Consider the following 14,939-nt stretch of genomic DNA (forward strand, 5'->3'; position numbering starts at 1 on the left):
GCAGTGCCTTGGCGAGTACGACGTGCGACGCAACGTCCTGAATGAAAAGGCTCTAGATCGGCTGTTCGTTGCTGATGCCGTGGGGCACGTGGCCGGTGGCGACCACTTCACGAGCCAGTTCGCAATGGCCGGTCTGGTCATCGAAGAACACGTCGGCGGCGAAGGCTTCGAGGAACGCCGATTTGGTCAGGCCACCGAGAAACAGCGACTCATCGAGACGAATATCCCATTCCCGCAAGGTGCGAATCACTCGCTCATGGGCCGGCGCCGAACGGGCGGTAACCAGCGCCGTGCGGATCGGGCAATCGTCATCGGGAAACTCGCGCTGCAACAGATTGAGCGCTGCCAGAAAGCCCTTGAACGGCCCACCGCGCAAAGGCTCGCGCGCTGATTCGCGTTCCTTGGCCTGAAACGCTTCAAGGCCGCCGGACTGATAGACGCGCTCGGACTCGTCGGAAAAGATCACCGCATCACCGTCAAAGGCGATACGTAATTCATCACTGGCCGCACGGCTCGCGCCTCCGGACAGAATCGTGGCGGCGGCGAACCCGGCGTCCAGCGCCGCACGCACGTCTTCGGCGTGGGTCGAGAGAAACAGGTCGCAGCCAAACGCTTTCAGATACGGATAAGGACTGCGCCCGCCAACGAACGCCGCACGAGAAATCGCCAGACCGTAATGATGAATCGAATTGAACACGCGCAGACCGGTGTCGGCGCTGTTGCGCGAGACCAGAATCACCTCGACCCGCGCGCGGCCGAGGCGACTGTTCAGGCTCAGGAGTTTTTCCACCAGCGGGAACGCATCGCCCGGCGCGAGGATTTCGTCTTCGTGCTCGATCTGATATTGCCGATAGGCTTCGACGCCGCTCGACAGGTAGACCTTGTGGCTTTCGCTCAGGTCGAACAAGGCGCGCGAGGAAATCGCCAGCACCAGTTTGTCATCGATGTTATTGGCCATGCCTTCCCCCAAGAACAACCGACTCAGGTATTGCGTCGGTCGATAAAACCCAAATGGCGATACAACGCCTCGATGCGCGGCAACTCGCAGCCCGCCGCTTTCGCCGCCGCCAATGGCCGGGCGTAGATCGCCTCAAGCTCCAGCGGGCGTTTGTGTGCAAAGTCGTGGTACATGCTCGGCCAGTAATCGGGCATTTTTTCCGTCATGGTGAACAGGTACTCGGCGTAACCGGGCGGGATCTCGTATCCACAGGCCCTGGCGCCCAGCACCACCTCGGCCATCAACGCCTGAATCGACACGCGGCTGTCAGCATCAGCCATCAGTGCTTGCGTTCCCGCGCCGAGCAATACTGACAGTCCGTTGTAGGGAATATTCCACACCAGTTTCTGCCAGCGCGCCTGATGCAGGTTGGCCATCGCTTGAGAGTCGATGCCGGCGGCACGGAACAGCCCGGCGCCCTCCTCGACAATCGCCATGCGCGCTACTTCATCGATGGCCGAGCCGCTGTGATAACCGACATTCACCGCGCCAAGGGCCTGATGGGTAATCTGCCCCGGACCCTCGCGGTGCACGCAAATCAGGCACAGACCACCGAGCAGATGCAGCGAATCCGGCAACAGTGGCCGCAGGCTGTCTTCGACATCCAGACCGTTCTGCAGCAACAGCACTTTTGCGTCAGGTTTGGCGGCCTGAATGATCGCCGGGGCCAGACCGGCGTTGCTGGTGGTCTTGGTGCCGCCCAGCAGCCAGTCACAGGGTGGCATGTCTTCGGCAGCGGAATAGGCATTGGCCGGATGCAGCGTCATCGGGCCGTGCACCGCACTGTTGATCTGCAAACCGCGCTCAGCCACTGCCGAGAATTCGCTGCGCAACAAGAAATGCACGTCGAAACCGGCACGCGCCAGCATCACCCCGTAAAACCCGCCGATCGCACCGGTGCCGATAATCCCCACCACCGGTTTGCTGACTGTCTCGCTCATGGCAACTCCTCTGCAATTCGACCCAGCGCCTGCGCCACAGCCTGGTTGAGCTCATCAACCGTCAGGCGGCTGTGCACTGCGCCAAAGAACTCGCCGTCGCGCACCACGAACAGCGCCGGCAAATGAAACACCTGATAACGCTCGACCAGCCCGCCGTTGTTGCCGGCGTCGATCCAGCACAGCTGGTCGATCATTAGCGGCAATTCCGGCAACACCTCGCGGGCATAACGACAACTGGCGCAGCCGACGCTGGTGAAAATCACAAGGGAAACCCCTTTCATCGCCAGCAGCCGCTGGTCGGCGTCGAAGTCGGTCAGCTCGGATTCGACCACTATACTGGGGGAAACAATGTCAGATGGCCGACACAGGGAGTCTGTGCTCATGGGACGTTTCATTCCTCATCCGGACGAAGTGCCGGTTGAATTGACGTTACTCAAGCCTGAATGCATTTCCAGACAACAGCTGCACACTATCAGCCTCGGCGGCATCGCTTGCAATTACCACCGCGCCTGGCGCCACGGCACTGCACTGCAAGTACGCATGCCGACGCTGAATGCCGACTTCTGTTGCCCGGGCTATGTGGCCTGGTGTCTGCGGCGTAAAAAAGGCTATCTGGTGGGCATCGCTTTCACTGATGAACAGACCCTGTTCAGCGCGCGAATGGGTGAGCAGGTGTGTCAGATCGAACGCTATTCACGCATGCAGGACAGCCACGACGATCTGCAGGATAGTCAGGCGCTGGCCCTGCAATGGGTCGAGGAGCACGCCGAAGAGTTCTCCCACGACAACCTGCGCAAGGCTTTTGCGCAGCCAGCGCTGGACTAAAGCACGGTTTGCCCATTGTCGAGCCGCCTCTGACGCGCTAAGGTTCGGCTCCCCCGACGCGCTAAATCTGCTGTGCTCCGCCGCGCGGGGATCGCTGGCGGCCGGCACCCGTGACCTGACGAGTAAACGATGGCTGATTTACCGATCAACGACCTAAACGTCGCCTCTAACGAGACCCTGATCACTCCCGATCAGCTCAAGCGTGATATCCCCCTGAGCGACGCCGCCCTGCGCACCGTCACCAAGGGCCGCGAAGTCATTCGCAACATTCTCGATGGCACCGACCACCGTCTGTTCGTCGTGATCGGCCCGTGCTCGATTCACGACATCAAGGCGGCCCACGAATACGCCGATCGCCTCAAGGTGCTGGCCGAGGAAGTCTCCGACACTCTGTATCTGGTCATGCGCGTGTATTTCGAGAAGCCGCGTACCACCGTCGGCTGGAAAGGTCTGATCAACGATCCGTACCTGGACGACTCGTTCAAGATCCAGGACGGCCTGCATATCGGTCGCCAGTTGCTGCTCGACCTGGCCGAGAAAGGCCTGCCGACCGCGACCGAAGCCCTCGACCCGATCTCCCCGCAGTATCTGCAGGATCTGATCAGCTGGTCGGCCATCGGCGCGCGTACCACCGAATCGCAGACTCACCGCGAAATGGCTTCCGGCCTGTCCTCGGCCGTCGGCTTCAAGAACGGCACCGATGGCGGCCTGACCGTGGCGATCAACGCCTTGCAGTCGGTGTCCAGCCCGCACCGTTTCCTCGGCATCAACCAGGAAGGTGGCGTGTCGATCGTCACCACCAAAGGCAACGCCTACGGTCACGTGGTGCTGCGTGGCGGCAATGGCAAGCCGAACTATGATTCGGTCAGCGTTGCGCTATGCGAGCAGGCGCTGAACAAGGCGAAGATCAAGCCGAACATCATGGTCGATTGCAGCCACGCCAACTCCAACAAGGACCCGGCCCTGCAACCGCTGGTGATGGAAAACGTCGCTAACCAGATCCTCGAGGGCAACCAGTCGATCATCGGCCTGATGGTCGAAAGCCACCTGAACTGGGGTTGCCAGGCAATCCCGAAAGATCTCGCCGACCTGCAATACGGCGTGTCGATCACCGATGCCTGCATCGATTGGTCCGCTACCGAAAACACCTTGCGCAGCATGCACGCCAAGCTCAAGGACGTATTGCCGAAGCGTCAGCGCACGTAAGCTGCGTTTTACGGGCATAAAAAAACGCCGGACATTGTCCGGCGTTTTTGTGTGTGCGGTTCAGATCTTCGCGGCGCGACGCTGATGGCGTTCCATGTAGCGCTCGACGTAAGAGCAAGACGGGATCACCGTGTAGCCCATTTCTTCGGCGTATTGCAGCGCGCGTTCAGTCAGCGCTGCGGCAATGCCACGGCCACGCAGGGCATTGGGCACGAAGGTGCGGTAGATATCCAGGGTCTGCTTGCCCAGATCCATGTAGGTCAGGTAAGCACGATGACCGTCCACAGTGGTCTCGAATTGATGACCAGCCTGGTCATGGTGGATGGACAACGCCTCGCTCATCACTACTCCTCGCGGGTCTTGAATTGTGACCCCTACCTTACCGATGTTTTCCCGGCGAAGGAACATCTACGCCACCCCGTGCCTGATGGACACCGAGAAGAGCCACACCGATCTCGCGCAACCTGACACCTACTGAATAGTAGGCACCATTGGCAATAATGCTCAAGGTACGCTCGTCATCGGACGGTTTGGGGGCAAAGGCTTCGATGCTCGCAGGTTCGGTCGCAGACCCTCTTTGCGCGCCGCTTGCCTGAACATTGCCGGAATGTTGAGACTTAAGACGTGCAAGCTTTTTTAAAGTCACCTGAACATCAACAAAGATACGCGAAGCGCTTCGCAGAACCTGAACAAAAGTGTGGACGAATTCATTTAGAAAGACTTTAGCCGAAGTCGCAAAAACAGCATGCGACGGTGGGAACTTTTTCCGTTTGAGTCGCTCACGCCGGGGCTTGCAGCTGGATATTTTTTATACAGCGCAGTTAAAAGTTGCTCGAAAAAGAATCAACGCCTACAATTTTTTTTGCTTCTTGCGCTACGTCAGTTTACTTACTACAAGTAATGGGTAGTATGTACGCCGGCTATTTCCTCAATCGTGAGGAGACAGCCACTTAATTTGAAAGTCCTTGAAGGGGAACACGATGAACAACGTTCTGAAATTCTCTGCTCTGGCTCTGGCCGCAGTTCTGGCTACCGGTTGCAGCAGCGCATCGAAAGAAACCGAAGCACGTCTGACCGCTACTGAAGACGCAGCTGCTCGCTCCCAGGCTCGTGCAGACGAAGCTTACCGTAAAGCTGATGAAGCTCTGGCTGCTGCTCAAAAAGCACAACAGACTGCTGACGAAGCTAACGAGCGTGCTCTGCGCATGCTGGAAAAAGCTAGCCGCAAGTAATAATCCCTCGGGATTGTTATCGAGCCGATCCGGTTTTCCGGGTCGGCTTTTTTGTGCCCGGTGCTTTTCTCCGGGCAATAAAAAACCCACCGACGCTGCACGCCTCGGCGGGTTTCCGATCAATGCCTATTGCTGCAGATCGATCGGTGCACTGCTGACCATTGGCGCCGAGGTATTCGGCACGGCGATCTCAACCGGCAGGCCGTCTTCGGCCGCAACCACATCACGCACCACATCCCAGTTCATGCGCAGGTTGCTGGTGATGTCTTCACGCTTGAGCATCGCGTTGATCACCGCGGTGTGCTTGTCGACCACCGACGGGTTGCCCTTGTCGTCGAGCGGCGTGTGCGCTTCCAGATAGACCTTGCCGCCACTGCGACCGAACTTGTACGGGTCGTTGATGATGCGCACCGAGGTGCCGACCGGGACCATGCCGGCCATTTCCAGCACGTTGTTGTTGAACATGCGGAAGCAGCCGTGGCTGGTGCGCATGCCGATGCCGAACTTCTTGTTCGAACCGTGGATCAGGTAGCCCGGTGTGCCGAGGGTGAACTTGAACGGCCCCAGCGGGTTATCAGGACCGGCCGGCACCACATTCGGCAGCGGATCACCGTCAGCAGCGTGTTCGGCCTTGATCGAAGCAGGAGGCGTCCACGTCGGGTTCGGCGTCTTGGCGATGATCGAAGTGTGCGCGATCGGCGAGCCCCAGCCTTCACGGCCGATGCCCAGCGGGAAGGTGTACACCACGTCGCGGCCTTTCGGGTAGTAATAAAGACGGTATTCGGCAAGGTTGATGACGATACCTTCACGCGGGCCCGGCGGCAGGATGAAGCGCGTCGGCAGGACGATCTCGGTACCGGCGCCCGGCAGCCAGGCATCGATGCCCGGGTTGGCCGCAACCATTTCCGAATAGCCCAGATCGTAGGTGGTGCCCAGATCGGCGAAGGTGTCTTCGTACTTGGCTTTGATCACCTGCACCTGGCCGACGATGTCCTCGCCGGGTGGTGGCAGGGGAAGCTCCAATGCAGCAACGGGACCGGCCACACACAGGGCGGCAAGTGACAGGCAGCGGGTGACGGCAGGAAAGCGCGGCAACATCCGGAAAATCCTTCGCATGATCATCAAGGGTATAAGGGCGCGATTGTACACCGCGGCCTGGGGATTCGGGAGACACGCCGATAGACCGTGTCGCGCCCTGAAAGATCGCAGCCTCGTTGCACTCGTCAGCTCCTGCATTTGCAACGCATTCCCCTGTAGGAGCTGACGAGTGCAACGAGGCTGCAATCTTTTGATCTTAAAGTTCGAATCGAAGCTCGGGCCAGATCGGCGACGTACCGCGTTTCTGCGATTCAAGAATCGCCCGGCACAGCGAGCACAGACGCTGATCCTGGAACACCCGGCGATCAACATTCGACCAGCGCGGTTGCGCCGGCAGCAGAGTGCCGCACAGCGTGCGATCAGCCGAGCCACCGAGTTCCAGCTGACGCGTCACCAGATGCACCCGCACTTCCTGGCAGGCGAACAGATCCAGCTGCTCGTCAGGCTCGATCAGTTGGTAGGCAAACAGGGACCAGGCAGGACGCGGCATCGGGGGCTCCAAATTAGGGGGCGCCACATTAGCCGAAAGCCTGCCACTAGAAAAGCCTCATAACAGCGGTTTTAGCGTCGGCCAGACATTTTCCAGCAACTTGCCCTGAGCCCCGGCGGCCGGGTGTAGACCGTCGGCTTGCATCAGGTCCGGGTGCCCACCGACACCTTCGAGAAAAAACGGCACCAACGGGATGTTTTTCTCTTCGGCGAGCTTGCCGTAAACCTCGGCGAACGAATCGGTGTAGCGCTTGCCATAATTGGGTGGCAACTGCATGCCGAGCAGCAGCACTTTCGCACCGCTCTGCCGCGAGCTGTCGATCATCGAGGCAAGATTTTGTTGCAATTGCGTTGGCGGCATCCCGCGCAGGCCGTCGTTGCCACCCAGCTCAAGGATTACCAGCTCAGGCTTATGCTCTGCAAGCAGCGCCGGCAGCCGCGCCTGGCCTCCGGCACTGGTGTCGCCACTGATCGAGGCGTTGACTACTTTATCGTCGAAACCCTCTTGTTTGAGCCGCTGCTCGAGCAGCGACACCCACCCCAGACGGGTATCCAGGCCGAAACCGGCGCTGATACTATCGCCAACGATCAGGACAGTACCCGCCGCTGCGTTCTGGGCCATGCACATCAAGGCCAGGCCAGCACTCAAAAACCATACACGCATCGGATTCTCCATGGGCGCAAGCATTCTCACCGCGAAGAACCTCAGCAAAGTGGTCCCTAGCGCGGAAGGTGAACTGACTATCCTGCACGAACTCAGCCTGGAACTGAACAAGGGCGACAGCCTGGCCATCGTCGGCGCGTCCGGTTCCGGCAAATCCACCCTCCTCGGCCTGCTCGCCGGCCTCGACCTGCCGAGCAGCGGCGAAGTCACCCTCGCCGGCCAGGGCCTGAGCAATCTCGACGAAGACCAGCGCGCACGAATCCGCGCCGAGCACGTCGGGTTTGTCTTCCAGTCATTTCAGTTGCTCGACAGTCTCAATGCGCTGGAAAACGTCATGCTGCCGCTCGAACTCGATGGCCGCAAAGATGCCCGCGAGCGCGCCACACAGTTGCTCCAGCGCGTCGGCCTCGGCCAGCGCCTGACCCACTCGCCGCGCCAGCTCTCCGGTGGTGAACAGCAGCGCGTGGCCATCGCCCGCGCCTTCGCTGCCGAACCGGACGTGCTGTTCGCCGACGAGCCGACCGGCAACCTCGACAGCCACACCGGCGAGCGCATCAGCGACTTGCTGTTCGAATTGAACAAGGAACGCGGCACCACCCTGGTGCTGGTGACCCACGACGAACGCCTGGCCCATCGCTGCCGGCGCCTGATCCGTCTTGAAGCCGGGCTGCTGGTCGCCCCTCTGGAGCCTTGATGGCACGTCTGCCGCTGTTGCGTCTGTTCAGTCTTGCCCTGCGCCAGCTCATGCGCGATGCCCGCGCCGGTGAGTTGCGCGTGTTGTTCTTTGCGCTGGTGGTGGCCGTCGCGGCGAGCACCGCGATCGGCTACTTCGGCGCCCGCCTCAACGGCGCAATGATGCTGCGCGCTACCGAGTTTCTCGGTGCCGATCTGGTCCTTGAAGGCAGCTCGCCGGCCCGCGAGGAGCAAATCCGCAGCGGCACCGAACTGCGCCTCAATCATGCACAAGTGGTGGAGTTTTCCAGCGTCATTGCCACCGACAACGGCATTCAGTTATCCAGCATCAAAGCCGTCGACCGCGCCTATCCACTGCGTGGCGAGCTGAAGAGCGCGCCCGCACCCTTTGCCCAGGAAGAAGTCGGCGGCGAACCGCAACCCGGTGAAGCCTGGGTCGAGGCGCGCCTGTTGACTGCGCTGGATCTGAAGATCGGCGACAGCATCGACGTCGGCATGAAGACGCTCAAGCTGACCCGCGTGCTGACCTACGAGCCGGATCGCGCTGGCAACTTCTACAGCCTGACGCCACGGGTGCTGATCAATCTTGACGACCTCACCGCCACCGGCGTGGTGCAACCCGGCAGCCGGGTGAGTTACCGCGAGCTCTGGCGCGGCGAACCGCAGACGCTGGAAACCTATCGTGAATTGATCAAACCGGGCCTCGCTGCAAACCAGCGAATCCAGGATGCCCGTGACGGTAACCGACAGATTGGCGGTGCGCTGGGCAAGGCCGAGCGCTATCTGAACATGGCCAGTCTGGTCGCGGTGTTGCTGGCCGGGGTGGCCGTGGCGTTGTCGGCCAACCGTTTCGCCAGTCGGCGTTTCGATGCCAGTGCCTTGCTGCGCTGCCTCGGCTTGTCGCGCCGGGAAACCATGGTGCTGTTCAGTCTGCAACTGACTGTGCTCGGCCTGATTGCCGCCATCAGTGGCGCGCTGCTCGGCTGGCTGGCGCAACTGGGGCTGTTCGCCCTGCTGCATGATTTACTGCCGAGCGATGTGCCGCCGGGTGGCCTGTTTCCGGCGATTGCCGGGATTGGCACCGGGCTGGTGGCGCTGGCCGGTTTTGCCTTGCCGCCATTGGCTGCACTGGGTCGCGTGCCGCCGCTGCGGGTGTTGCGCCGCGACATGCTGCCGATCCCCTCGAGTACGTGGATGGTCTACGGTGCGGCGCTGGGTGCGCTGGGCCTGATCATGTGGCGTCTGAGCCTCGACCTGCTGCTGACCTTCGCCCTGCTCGGCGGTGGCGTGGTCGCCGCGCTGGTGCTGGGCGGCCTGCTGCTGTTGTTGCTGCAAAGCCTGCGCCGCATGCTCGCCCGCGCCTCGTTGCCGTGGCGCCTGGGTCTTGGCCAGTTGTTGCGGCATCCATTGGCGGCAGCCGGGCAGTCGCTGGCGTTCGGTCTGATCCTGTTGTCGATGGCGCTGATCGCACTGCTGCGCGGCGAACTGCTCGACACCTGGCAAAACCAGCTACCGAAAAACGCGCCGAACTATTTCGCGCTGAATATTCTCCCGGCGGACAAACAGGCTTTCGCCGATCACCTGATCAAGGTGTCCGCGCAAGCGGCGCCGCTGTATCCGGTGGTGCCAGGGCGACTGATCAGCATCAATGGCGAGGCGGTACAGCAAATCGTCAGCAAGGACTCGGCCGGTGATCGCGCCATCCAGCGTGACTTGAGCCTGACCTGGGCGGCGGATCTGCCGGCCGGCAACAAGCTCACCGCCGGCTCGTGGTGGAGCGGCCAGCCGTCTGATGATGTGCCGGGGGTTTCGGTGGAAGGCAAGGTGGCCGAAAGCCTGAAACTCAAACTCGGCGATCACATGGTGTTCAGCGTTGGCGGGGTCAATCGGGAAGCGAAGGTCACCAGTCTGCGCGAGATCAACTGGGACAACTTCCAGCCGAACTTCTTCATGATCTTCCAGCCCGGCACCTTGAAAGATCTGCCGGCGACCTACCTGACCAGTTTCTATCTGGCGCCGGGGCATGATCAGCAGATCGTCGAGCTGTCGCGGACCTTCCCGGCGGTGACCATCCTGCAGGTCGAAGCGTTGCTCGAACAGCTGCGCAGCATCCTCGCTCAGGTCACCCTGGCGGTGGAATATGTGTTGTTGTTTGTTCTGGCTGCGGGGATGGCGGTGCTGTTCTCCGGCCTGCAAGCGACGCTGGATGAACGCATCCGCCAGGGTGCGCTGTTGCGCGCGCTGGGCGCCGAGCGGCAGTTGCTGATCAAGGCGCGGCGTATCGAATTCGGCTTGTTGGGCGCGGTAAGCGGCTTGCTCGCGGCGATCGGTTCGGAGGTTGTCAGTCTGGTGCTGTACCGCTTCGCCTTCGATCTGCCATGGCATCCGCATCCATGGCTGCTGGTGCTGCCGCTGATTGGCGCCGTGCTGATTGGTGGCGCCGGTGTGTTCGGCACTCGCCGGGCGCTGAACGCCAGCCCGCTGACAGTGTTGCGCGAGGGTTGATAGACTCAAGCCGTCTTAATCACAAGAAGTCGCCATGAGCCGTTATCGCCCTCCCCGCACCGCCGGCACCGCGCTGATCACCCCCGAGGGTGAAGCGCGGATGCGCGCCGAATTCCATGAGTTGTGGCATGTGCGTCGCCCGCAGGTCACCCAGGCGGTGAGTGAAGCGGCAGCGCAAGGTGATCGTTCGGAAAACGCCGAGTACACCTACGGGAAAAAGATGCTGCGGGAAATCGACAGCCGCGTGCGCTTTCTCACCAAACGCCTGGAAGCGCTCAAGGTGGTCAGCGAAAAACCCAGCGATCCGAACAAGGTCTATTTCGGCGCCTGGGTGACCATCGAAGACGAAGACGGCAAGCAATCGCGCTACCGCATCGTCGGCCCCGATGAACTGGACCTCAAACAGGGTTTGATAAGCATCGACTCGCCGCTGGCCCGCGCGCTGATCGGCAAGGCACTCGACGCGGAAGTGCGGGTGCAGACGCCGACCGGCGAGCAGTTCGTTTACATCGTTGCGATTGAATATCCGTAAGACCAATCAGCGCCGAGTGATCAGGCCCTGCCGCGCAACGCGGGTGAGTTGCTTGATCATTTCCGCCGCATCTTCTGCGCTCGGCGCCTGAATCACCGCCAGATCGAAGCTGTCCGTAGCGAAACGCGCCAGCGACTCGCCGTCATCGACAAACTGGATCAGGAACGCGGCAGGACCGCCGCTGCGACGTGGCCAGCCATCGAGATAACGCAACAGCGTCGGCTGGTGTTTACCGCCAAGAAGGATTTTCGGGTTGCGCTGGGTGACATGTGCCGTGATCGGCGCGGGACGTGCTGGAGGGCGTAGTGCGTTCATCGTGTCGTGTCTCTGCCTCAAAAGTCTGCATGGCAGGTGAGAGGCAACACCGAACCAGCGCTTTAGCGGTATTTCGAAGCCCTGTTCCGGCTTCTGACGGTAACTGTAGAAGTCACCTGGCGCCCCGCAAGTAGCTGTTTAAATCGGCGCATGGGCAACATCCTAGAGAACGTGACCGACCAGTGTCAAGAATCCCCCGCAACAAAAAAAGGCCCGCACAATGCGGGCCTTTGCCTTGAGCCAGAGCCTTCAACCGGCGATGGCGCGATCCGCCGAGAGCTTGCCGGCACCTTCGATCAGTACCGCGATGCTGCCGGCCAGCAGAGCCAGAGCAAACTCATAACCGTTGTTGGCCATGAACAGACCGTTGCCGATGTGCACCGAGAAGATCGCCACCAGCGAGAGGAACGCCAGACCCAGTGCCGCCGGGCGTACCAGCAGGCCGATGATCAGCGCCAGACCGGCGAAGAACTCGGTACCGCCGGCCAGCGAGGCCATCAGATAGCCCGGGGTCAGGCCGATGCTTTCCATCCATTGCGCAGTGCCGGCCAGGCCGTAACCACCGAACAGACCAAAGAGTTTCTGCGAACCGTGGGCGGCGAAGATCACGCCGACAGCAATGCGCAGGACAGTCAGGCCGTAACCGGCGCGGGTGAACAGAACCTTGTTGATCAGAGAGCTCATGGTGCATTCCTTGTTGTGCAGAAGTGTTTGTGTGTTTGGGTTGGTCGCTATATTAATCAGTTTATTTCATGTTTAAAGCGCAAAGATTTCGCCATAACAATCGAATTCTTAGATTATTTCCGTGTGACCACTTTCTGCTGCCGGGGCTCGAGCGACTCACGCTCCCGGTCGAATGCCAGGTAATACTTGTTCACGCTATTAACATAGCTGACGGCGCCCATCCCCACCTGCTCCATGGCAATGCGCTCGACCTGGAAGAACCACTGGTTGGGATTCAGGCCGCGGCGGCGGGCTTCGGCGCGCATGCCCTGCACGCGCTCGGGGCCGATGTTGTACGCGGCGAGGGTGAACGCCATGCGCTCACGCTCGTTGAGTTTCGGGCTGCTGAAGAACTTGCGGCGGATCATCGCCAGGTACTTGGCGCCGGCCTGCACATTCGCATCGAGATTCTGGATATTGCTCACGCCGACCCGCTGCGCGGCGGACGGGGTGATCTGCATCAGCCCGGTCGGGCCGCTGCCGCTGCGGGCGTTGGGCTGCAGACGCGACTCCTTGAACGCCAGCGCCGCCAGATTGAGCCAGTCCATGTTCTGCGCGTCGGCATGTTTCTGCAGGGTCGGACGGAGTTTTTCCAGACGCTGGCGATCGGCCTTGGCCAGCGGATTGTGTACTTGATACAGGCGTCGATAGATACGCAGAAACGCCGCGTCTTCGTCCGACGGTTTCTTGTAACCGGTGAGGAAGCGATCAATGCTCGCGCGCAACATCGACGCATCGCGACGCACGAACCAATGCTCCTCGCCCGGCTCGCCGAGGCTCAGTTGCCGATCGAGGCGCAGCTTCGGCAGGATCTTGCCCCAACGCTCGGCAATCGGTTGCTCGACGATGGTCAGGTGGAAAATCCCGCCCTGGACCATCTCCAGCACGTCTTCGACTGCCAGCGTCGGATCTACCCATTCGATATTGATCGGCGCCAGTTTGTGCAGCGCCAGTTTCTGGTTGAGCAGGCTGACCACCTCCCCCGCCGCACTGCCGGTGGGCAAGGCCAGGGTCTTGCCGGACAGTTGCTCGACCTTGGTGTAACGGCGCTGGCCCTTGATGCCGACCAGAACCAGCGGCACGTTGCTGGCAATCGGCTCACTGCTGGCCACCGCATAGCCCGATGGCAGATCGAGCAATTCACCGGGCGCGACCATATCGCCTTCGCCACGCTGCAAGGCGCCGAGCAATTGATCCTTGGCTTTGGGAATGATTTTGAGGGTAACGTCCTGGCCATCACGGGCATGGCCGTTGAGGTATTGCTCGAAGGCGCGCAGTCGGTGGTACTCGACACCAATGGCCTGGCCCTGGACTTCGCCGGAGCTGTTGCGGCTCTGATTGACCAGCACGCGCAGCACGCGGCTGCTGCGAATGTCCGAGAGGTCGCGAACCTTGGTCGCCGGCACGGTTTGCAGCGGCCCGGGCAGGCGCGCGACCGCCGTCATCGGCAGCAGTAACGCAGCACACAACAGCAGCAGAACCGAGGGACGATGCATCCACTCTCCGAAAAGAATACGGGGCGATCGCGTCGCAAAAGAGACGATATCACCGACGAAAACAGAGCGCTTTGTGCGCTGGTAAAGTGCGAGAGACTGGCACAGTGATGGCCTTGTCGCCACCCCGGAGTCCTTCGCGGCCTCAACAGACAGCCATAAGTCTTTGTAGTTCTTGGCTTTTCTTATAAATCTACAGCTCTGATATGCTTTCCGGCCTTCGGCCCGAGGTAGCACCATGCAACTCATCGATATCGGCGTCAACCTGACCAACCCCAGTTTCGCCGACAAACACCAGGCCGTGCTCGACCGCGCCTACGCCGCCGGCGTCTGCCAACTGGTGCTGACGGGCACCAGCGTCGAGGGCAGCGAGCAGGCGCTGGAACTGTGCCGGCAACTGGATGAAAGCGGCCAAAGGCTGTTCGCCACCGCCGGTATTCACCCCCATTCGGCCAGCGACTGGAACGCTGACAGCGCCCGTCGCCTGCGCAGTCTGTTGAACGAATCCAGTGTCGTCGCGGTGGGCGAATGCGGGCTGGATTTCAACCGCGATTTCTCCCCGCGCCCGCAACAGGAAAAGGTTCTCGAAGAACATCTGGCGCTGGCCGTCGAGTTGCAATTGCCGGTGTTCCTGCACGAGCGCGATGCCAGCCAGCGCCTGCTGGAGATCCTCAAGGACTTCCGCGATCAACTGCCGGCGGCGGTGGTGCACTGCTTCACTGGCGAGCAAAAGGCCTTGTTCAGCTACCTCGATCTGGATCTGCACATCGGCATCACTGGCTGGATCTGCGACGAACGTCGGGGCACGCATCTGCATCCGCTGGTCAAAGAGATCAAAGCGGGACGGCTGATGCTGGAAAGCGACGCACCGTATCTGCTGCCGCGCACGTTGCGGCCGAAGCCGAAAAACGGGCGCAACGAACCGGCGTATCTGACCGAAGTGTTGCGCGAAGTGGCGCTGCATCGCGGCGAGACCGAGGAAGCGCTGGCCGCGCATACCACCGCATGTGCCCGGGCGTATTTTAATCTCCCCATTCTCCCCTGACTGCACACGTCCCCTGTGGGAGCGAGCCTGCTCGCGAAGGCGTTGGATCAGCTACAAATGGGCTGAATGACGCAGCGCTTTCGCGAGCAGGCTCGCTCCCACAATAGATCTCGGCATCCGTTGATTCATATCAAAACTCCCGAATCTGCATAGCGGCACAATAATGGCACCTTGCCAAAAC

General features: G+C 60.9%; 17 protein-coding genes. 7 read left to right on the plus strand and 10 right to left on the minus strand.

Translation table 11 applies throughout. From position 1 onward, the window contains the following. Nucleotides 1–52 precede the first annotated feature (52 nt). The 3 genes from PspCFBP13508_RS04525 to PspCFBP13508_RS04535 are packed head-to-tail and all read right to left on the minus strand — an operon-like array spanning nucleotide 53 to nucleotide 2,321. Nucleotides 53–958: a 5'-nucleotidase gene (locus PspCFBP13508_RS04525; RefSeq protein WP_122611508.1), complete on the minus strand. Its 906-nt coding sequence runs from the start codon at nucleotides 956–958 to the stop codon at nucleotides 53–55. Nucleotides 959–981: 23 nt separating this feature from the next. Beyond that, complete coding sequence (locus PspCFBP13508_RS04530) at nucleotides 982–1,938, minus strand: putative 2-dehydropantoate 2-reductase (protein ID WP_137213817.1); 957 nt, start codon at nucleotides 1,936–1,938, stop codon at nucleotides 982–984. Beyond that, on the minus strand, nucleotides 1,935–2,321 hold the full coding sequence (locus PspCFBP13508_RS04535) for a thioredoxin family protein (RefSeq protein ID WP_137213818.1): 387 nt from the start codon (nucleotides 2,319–2,321) through the stop codon (nucleotides 1,935–1,937). Before PspCFBP13508_RS04535 ends, PspCFBP13508_RS04530 begins: the two co-directional genes overlap by 4 nt. Here PspCFBP13508_RS04535 and PspCFBP13508_RS04540 point away from each other — a divergent pair. Further along, complete coding sequence (locus PspCFBP13508_RS04540; RefSeq protein ID WP_056788469.1) at nucleotides 2,320–2,763, plus strand: PilZ domain-containing protein; 444 nt, start codon at nucleotides 2,320–2,322, stop codon at nucleotides 2,761–2,763. The two genes, PspCFBP13508_RS04535 and PspCFBP13508_RS04540, sit on opposite strands and share 2 nt — an antisense overlap. Before the next feature lie 129 nt (nucleotides 2,764–2,892). Next, a complete protein-coding gene (locus PspCFBP13508_RS04545; RefSeq protein WP_016770878.1) occupies nucleotides 2,893–3,969 on the plus strand; it encodes a 3-deoxy-7-phosphoheptulonate synthase in 1,077 nt (358 codons plus the stop codon). Nucleotides 3,970–4,029: 60 nt separating this feature from the next. Here PspCFBP13508_RS04545 and PspCFBP13508_RS04550 read toward each other — a convergent pair whose 3' ends face one another. Further along, nucleotides 4,030–4,311 (minus strand): GNAT family N-acetyltransferase, encoded by a 282-nt coding sequence (locus PspCFBP13508_RS04550; RefSeq protein WP_016770879.1) that lies wholly within the window; start codon nucleotides 4,309–4,311, stop codon nucleotides 4,030–4,032. A gap of 638 nt (nucleotides 4,312–4,949) precedes the next feature. Here PspCFBP13508_RS04550 and oprI point away from each other — a divergent pair. Then, entirely contained in the window at nucleotides 4,950–5,201 is a 252-nt protein-coding gene (oprI, locus tag PspCFBP13508_RS04555) for an outer membrane lipoprotei OprI (RefSeq protein WP_003183784.1), read from the plus strand. A gap of 126 nt (nucleotides 5,202–5,327) precedes the next feature. Here the strand turns inward: oprI and PspCFBP13508_RS04560 are convergent, their stop codons facing one another. The 3 genes from PspCFBP13508_RS04560 to PspCFBP13508_RS04570 all read right to left on the minus strand — a co-directional run bounded on the left by PspCFBP13508_RS04560 (nucleotide 5,328) and on the right by PspCFBP13508_RS04570 (nucleotide 7,452). Continuing rightward, nucleotides 5,328–6,299, minus strand: a complete 972-nt coding sequence (locus tag PspCFBP13508_RS04560) for a L,D-transpeptidase family protein (RefSeq protein ID WP_024013783.1) — start codon at nucleotides 6,297–6,299, stop codon at nucleotides 5,328–5,330. 196 nt (nucleotides 6,300–6,495) lie between these two features. Beyond that, nucleotides 6,496–6,789, minus strand: coding sequence for a hypothetical protein (locus PspCFBP13508_RS04565; RefSeq protein WP_016770881.1), 294 nt, complete (start codon nucleotides 6,787–6,789; stop codon nucleotides 6,496–6,498). A gap of 57 nt (nucleotides 6,790–6,846) precedes the next feature. Next, the gene (locus PspCFBP13508_RS04570) at nucleotides 6,847–7,452 is read right to left on the minus strand and encodes an arylesterase (RefSeq protein ID WP_161984070.1); all 606 of its coding nucleotides are present in this window, start codon (nucleotides 7,450–7,452) and stop codon (nucleotides 6,847–6,849) included. A 10-nt stretch (nucleotides 7,453–7,462) separates the two neighbouring features. Here PspCFBP13508_RS04570 and PspCFBP13508_RS04575 point away from each other — a divergent pair, with 10 nt between their 5' ends. The 3 genes from PspCFBP13508_RS04575 to greB are packed head-to-tail and all read left to right on the plus strand — an operon-like array spanning nucleotide 7,463 to nucleotide 11,182. After that, nucleotides 7,463–8,146 (plus strand): ABC transporter ATP-binding protein, encoded by a 684-nt coding sequence (locus tag PspCFBP13508_RS04575; protein ID WP_016770883.1) that lies wholly within the window; start codon nucleotides 7,463–7,465, stop codon nucleotides 8,144–8,146. Beyond that, a complete protein-coding gene (locus PspCFBP13508_RS04580; protein WP_137213819.1) occupies nucleotides 8,146–10,650 on the plus strand; it encodes an ABC transporter permease in 2,505 nt (834 codons plus the stop codon). The genes PspCFBP13508_RS04575 and PspCFBP13508_RS04580 overlap by 1 nt, the downstream gene beginning before the upstream one ends. 34 nt (nucleotides 10,651–10,684) lie before the next feature. Beyond that, the gene (gene greB, locus PspCFBP13508_RS04585) at nucleotides 10,685–11,182 is read left to right on the plus strand and encodes a transcription elongation factor GreB (RefSeq protein WP_071173132.1); all 498 of its coding nucleotides are present in this window, start codon (nucleotides 10,685–10,687) and stop codon (nucleotides 11,180–11,182) included. Between the two features lie 6 nt (nucleotides 11,183–11,188). Here the strand turns inward: greB and PspCFBP13508_RS04590 are convergent, their stop codons facing one another. From PspCFBP13508_RS04590 to PspCFBP13508_RS04600, 3 genes are all read right to left on the minus strand, one after another. Next, the gene (locus tag PspCFBP13508_RS04590) at nucleotides 11,189–11,497 is read right to left on the minus strand and encodes a class I SAM-dependent methyltransferase (RefSeq protein WP_137213820.1); all 309 of its coding nucleotides are present in this window, start codon (nucleotides 11,495–11,497) and stop codon (nucleotides 11,189–11,191) included. Nucleotides 11,498–11,746: 249 nt separating this feature from the next. Beyond that, on the minus strand, nucleotides 11,747–12,181 hold the full coding sequence (locus PspCFBP13508_RS04595; protein ID WP_039759946.1) for a DoxX family protein: 435 nt from the start codon (nucleotides 12,179–12,181) through the stop codon (nucleotides 11,747–11,749). A 113-nt stretch (nucleotides 12,182–12,294) separates the two neighbouring features. Beyond that, a complete protein-coding gene (locus tag PspCFBP13508_RS04600) occupies nucleotides 12,295–13,716 on the minus strand; it encodes a transglycosylase SLT domain-containing protein (protein WP_137213821.1) in 1,422 nt (473 codons plus the stop codon). Nucleotides 13,717–13,951: 235 nt separating this feature from the next. Between PspCFBP13508_RS04600 and PspCFBP13508_RS04605 the strand changes: the two genes are divergently transcribed. Further along, a complete protein-coding gene (locus PspCFBP13508_RS04605) occupies nucleotides 13,952–14,758 on the plus strand; it encodes a TatD family hydrolase (RefSeq protein WP_137213822.1) in 807 nt (268 codons plus the stop codon). Nucleotides 14,759–14,939 lie beyond the last annotated feature (181 nt).

The sequence above is a fragment of the Pseudomonas sp. CFBP13508 genome, assembly GCF_005233515.1.
Classification (GTDB): Bacteria; Pseudomonadota; Gammaproteobacteria; order Pseudomonadales; family Pseudomonadaceae; genus Aquipseudomonas; species Aquipseudomonas mercuritolerans.

Coding starts and splice junctions, on each gene's coding strand:
- PspCFBP13508_RS04525 (WP_122611508.1), bottom strand. CDS start 958: ATGGCCAATAACATCGATGACAAACTGGTGCTGGCGATTTCCTCGCGC.
- PspCFBP13508_RS04530 (WP_137213817.1), bottom strand. CDS start 1,938: ATGAGCGAGACAGTCAGCAAACCGGTGGTGGGGATTATCGGCACCGGT.
- PspCFBP13508_RS04540 (WP_056788469.1), top strand. CDS start 2,320: ATGGGACGTTTCATTCCTCATCCGGACGAAGTGCCGGTTGAATTGACG.
- PspCFBP13508_RS04535 (WP_137213818.1), bottom strand. CDS start 2,321: ATGAGCACAGACTCCCTGTGTCGGCCATCTGACATTGTTTCCCCCAGT.
- PspCFBP13508_RS04545 (WP_016770878.1), top strand. CDS start 2,893: ATGGCTGATTTACCGATCAACGACCTAAACGTCGCCTCTAACGAGACC.
- PspCFBP13508_RS04550 (WP_016770879.1), bottom strand. CDS start 4,311: ATGAGCGAGGCGTTGTCCATCCACCATGACCAGGCTGGTCATCAATTC.
- oprI (WP_003183784.1), top strand. CDS start 4,950: ATGAACAACGTTCTGAAATTCTCTGCTCTGGCTCTGGCCGCAGTTCTG.
- PspCFBP13508_RS04560 (WP_024013783.1), bottom strand. CDS start 6,299: ATGTTGCCGCGCTTTCCTGCCGTCACCCGCTGCCTGTCACTTGCCGCC.
- PspCFBP13508_RS04565 (WP_016770881.1), bottom strand. CDS start 6,789: ATGCCGCGTCCTGCCTGGTCCCTGTTTGCCTACCAACTGATCGAGCCT.
- PspCFBP13508_RS04570 (WP_161984070.1), bottom strand. CDS start 7,452: ATGCGTGTATGGTTTTTGAGTGCTGGCCTGGCCTTGATGTGCATGGCC.
- PspCFBP13508_RS04575 (WP_016770883.1), top strand. CDS start 7,463: ATGGGCGCAAGCATTCTCACCGCGAAGAACCTCAGCAAAGTGGTCCCT.
- PspCFBP13508_RS04580 (WP_137213819.1), top strand. CDS start 8,146: ATGGCACGTCTGCCGCTGTTGCGTCTGTTCAGTCTTGCCCTGCGCCAG.
- greB (WP_071173132.1), top strand. CDS start 10,685: ATGAGCCGTTATCGCCCTCCCCGCACCGCCGGCACCGCGCTGATCACC.
- PspCFBP13508_RS04590 (WP_137213820.1), bottom strand. CDS start 11,497: ATGAACGCACTACGCCCTCCAGCACGTCCCGCGCCGATCACGGCACAT.
- PspCFBP13508_RS04595 (WP_039759946.1), bottom strand. CDS start 12,181: ATGAGCTCTCTGATCAACAAGGTTCTGTTCACCCGCGCCGGTTACGGC.
- PspCFBP13508_RS04600 (WP_137213821.1), bottom strand. CDS start 13,716: ATGCATCGTCCCTCGGTTCTGCTGCTGTTGTGTGCTGCGTTACTGCTG.
- PspCFBP13508_RS04605 (WP_137213822.1), top strand. CDS start 13,952: ATGCAACTCATCGATATCGGCGTCAACCTGACCAACCCCAGTTTCGCC.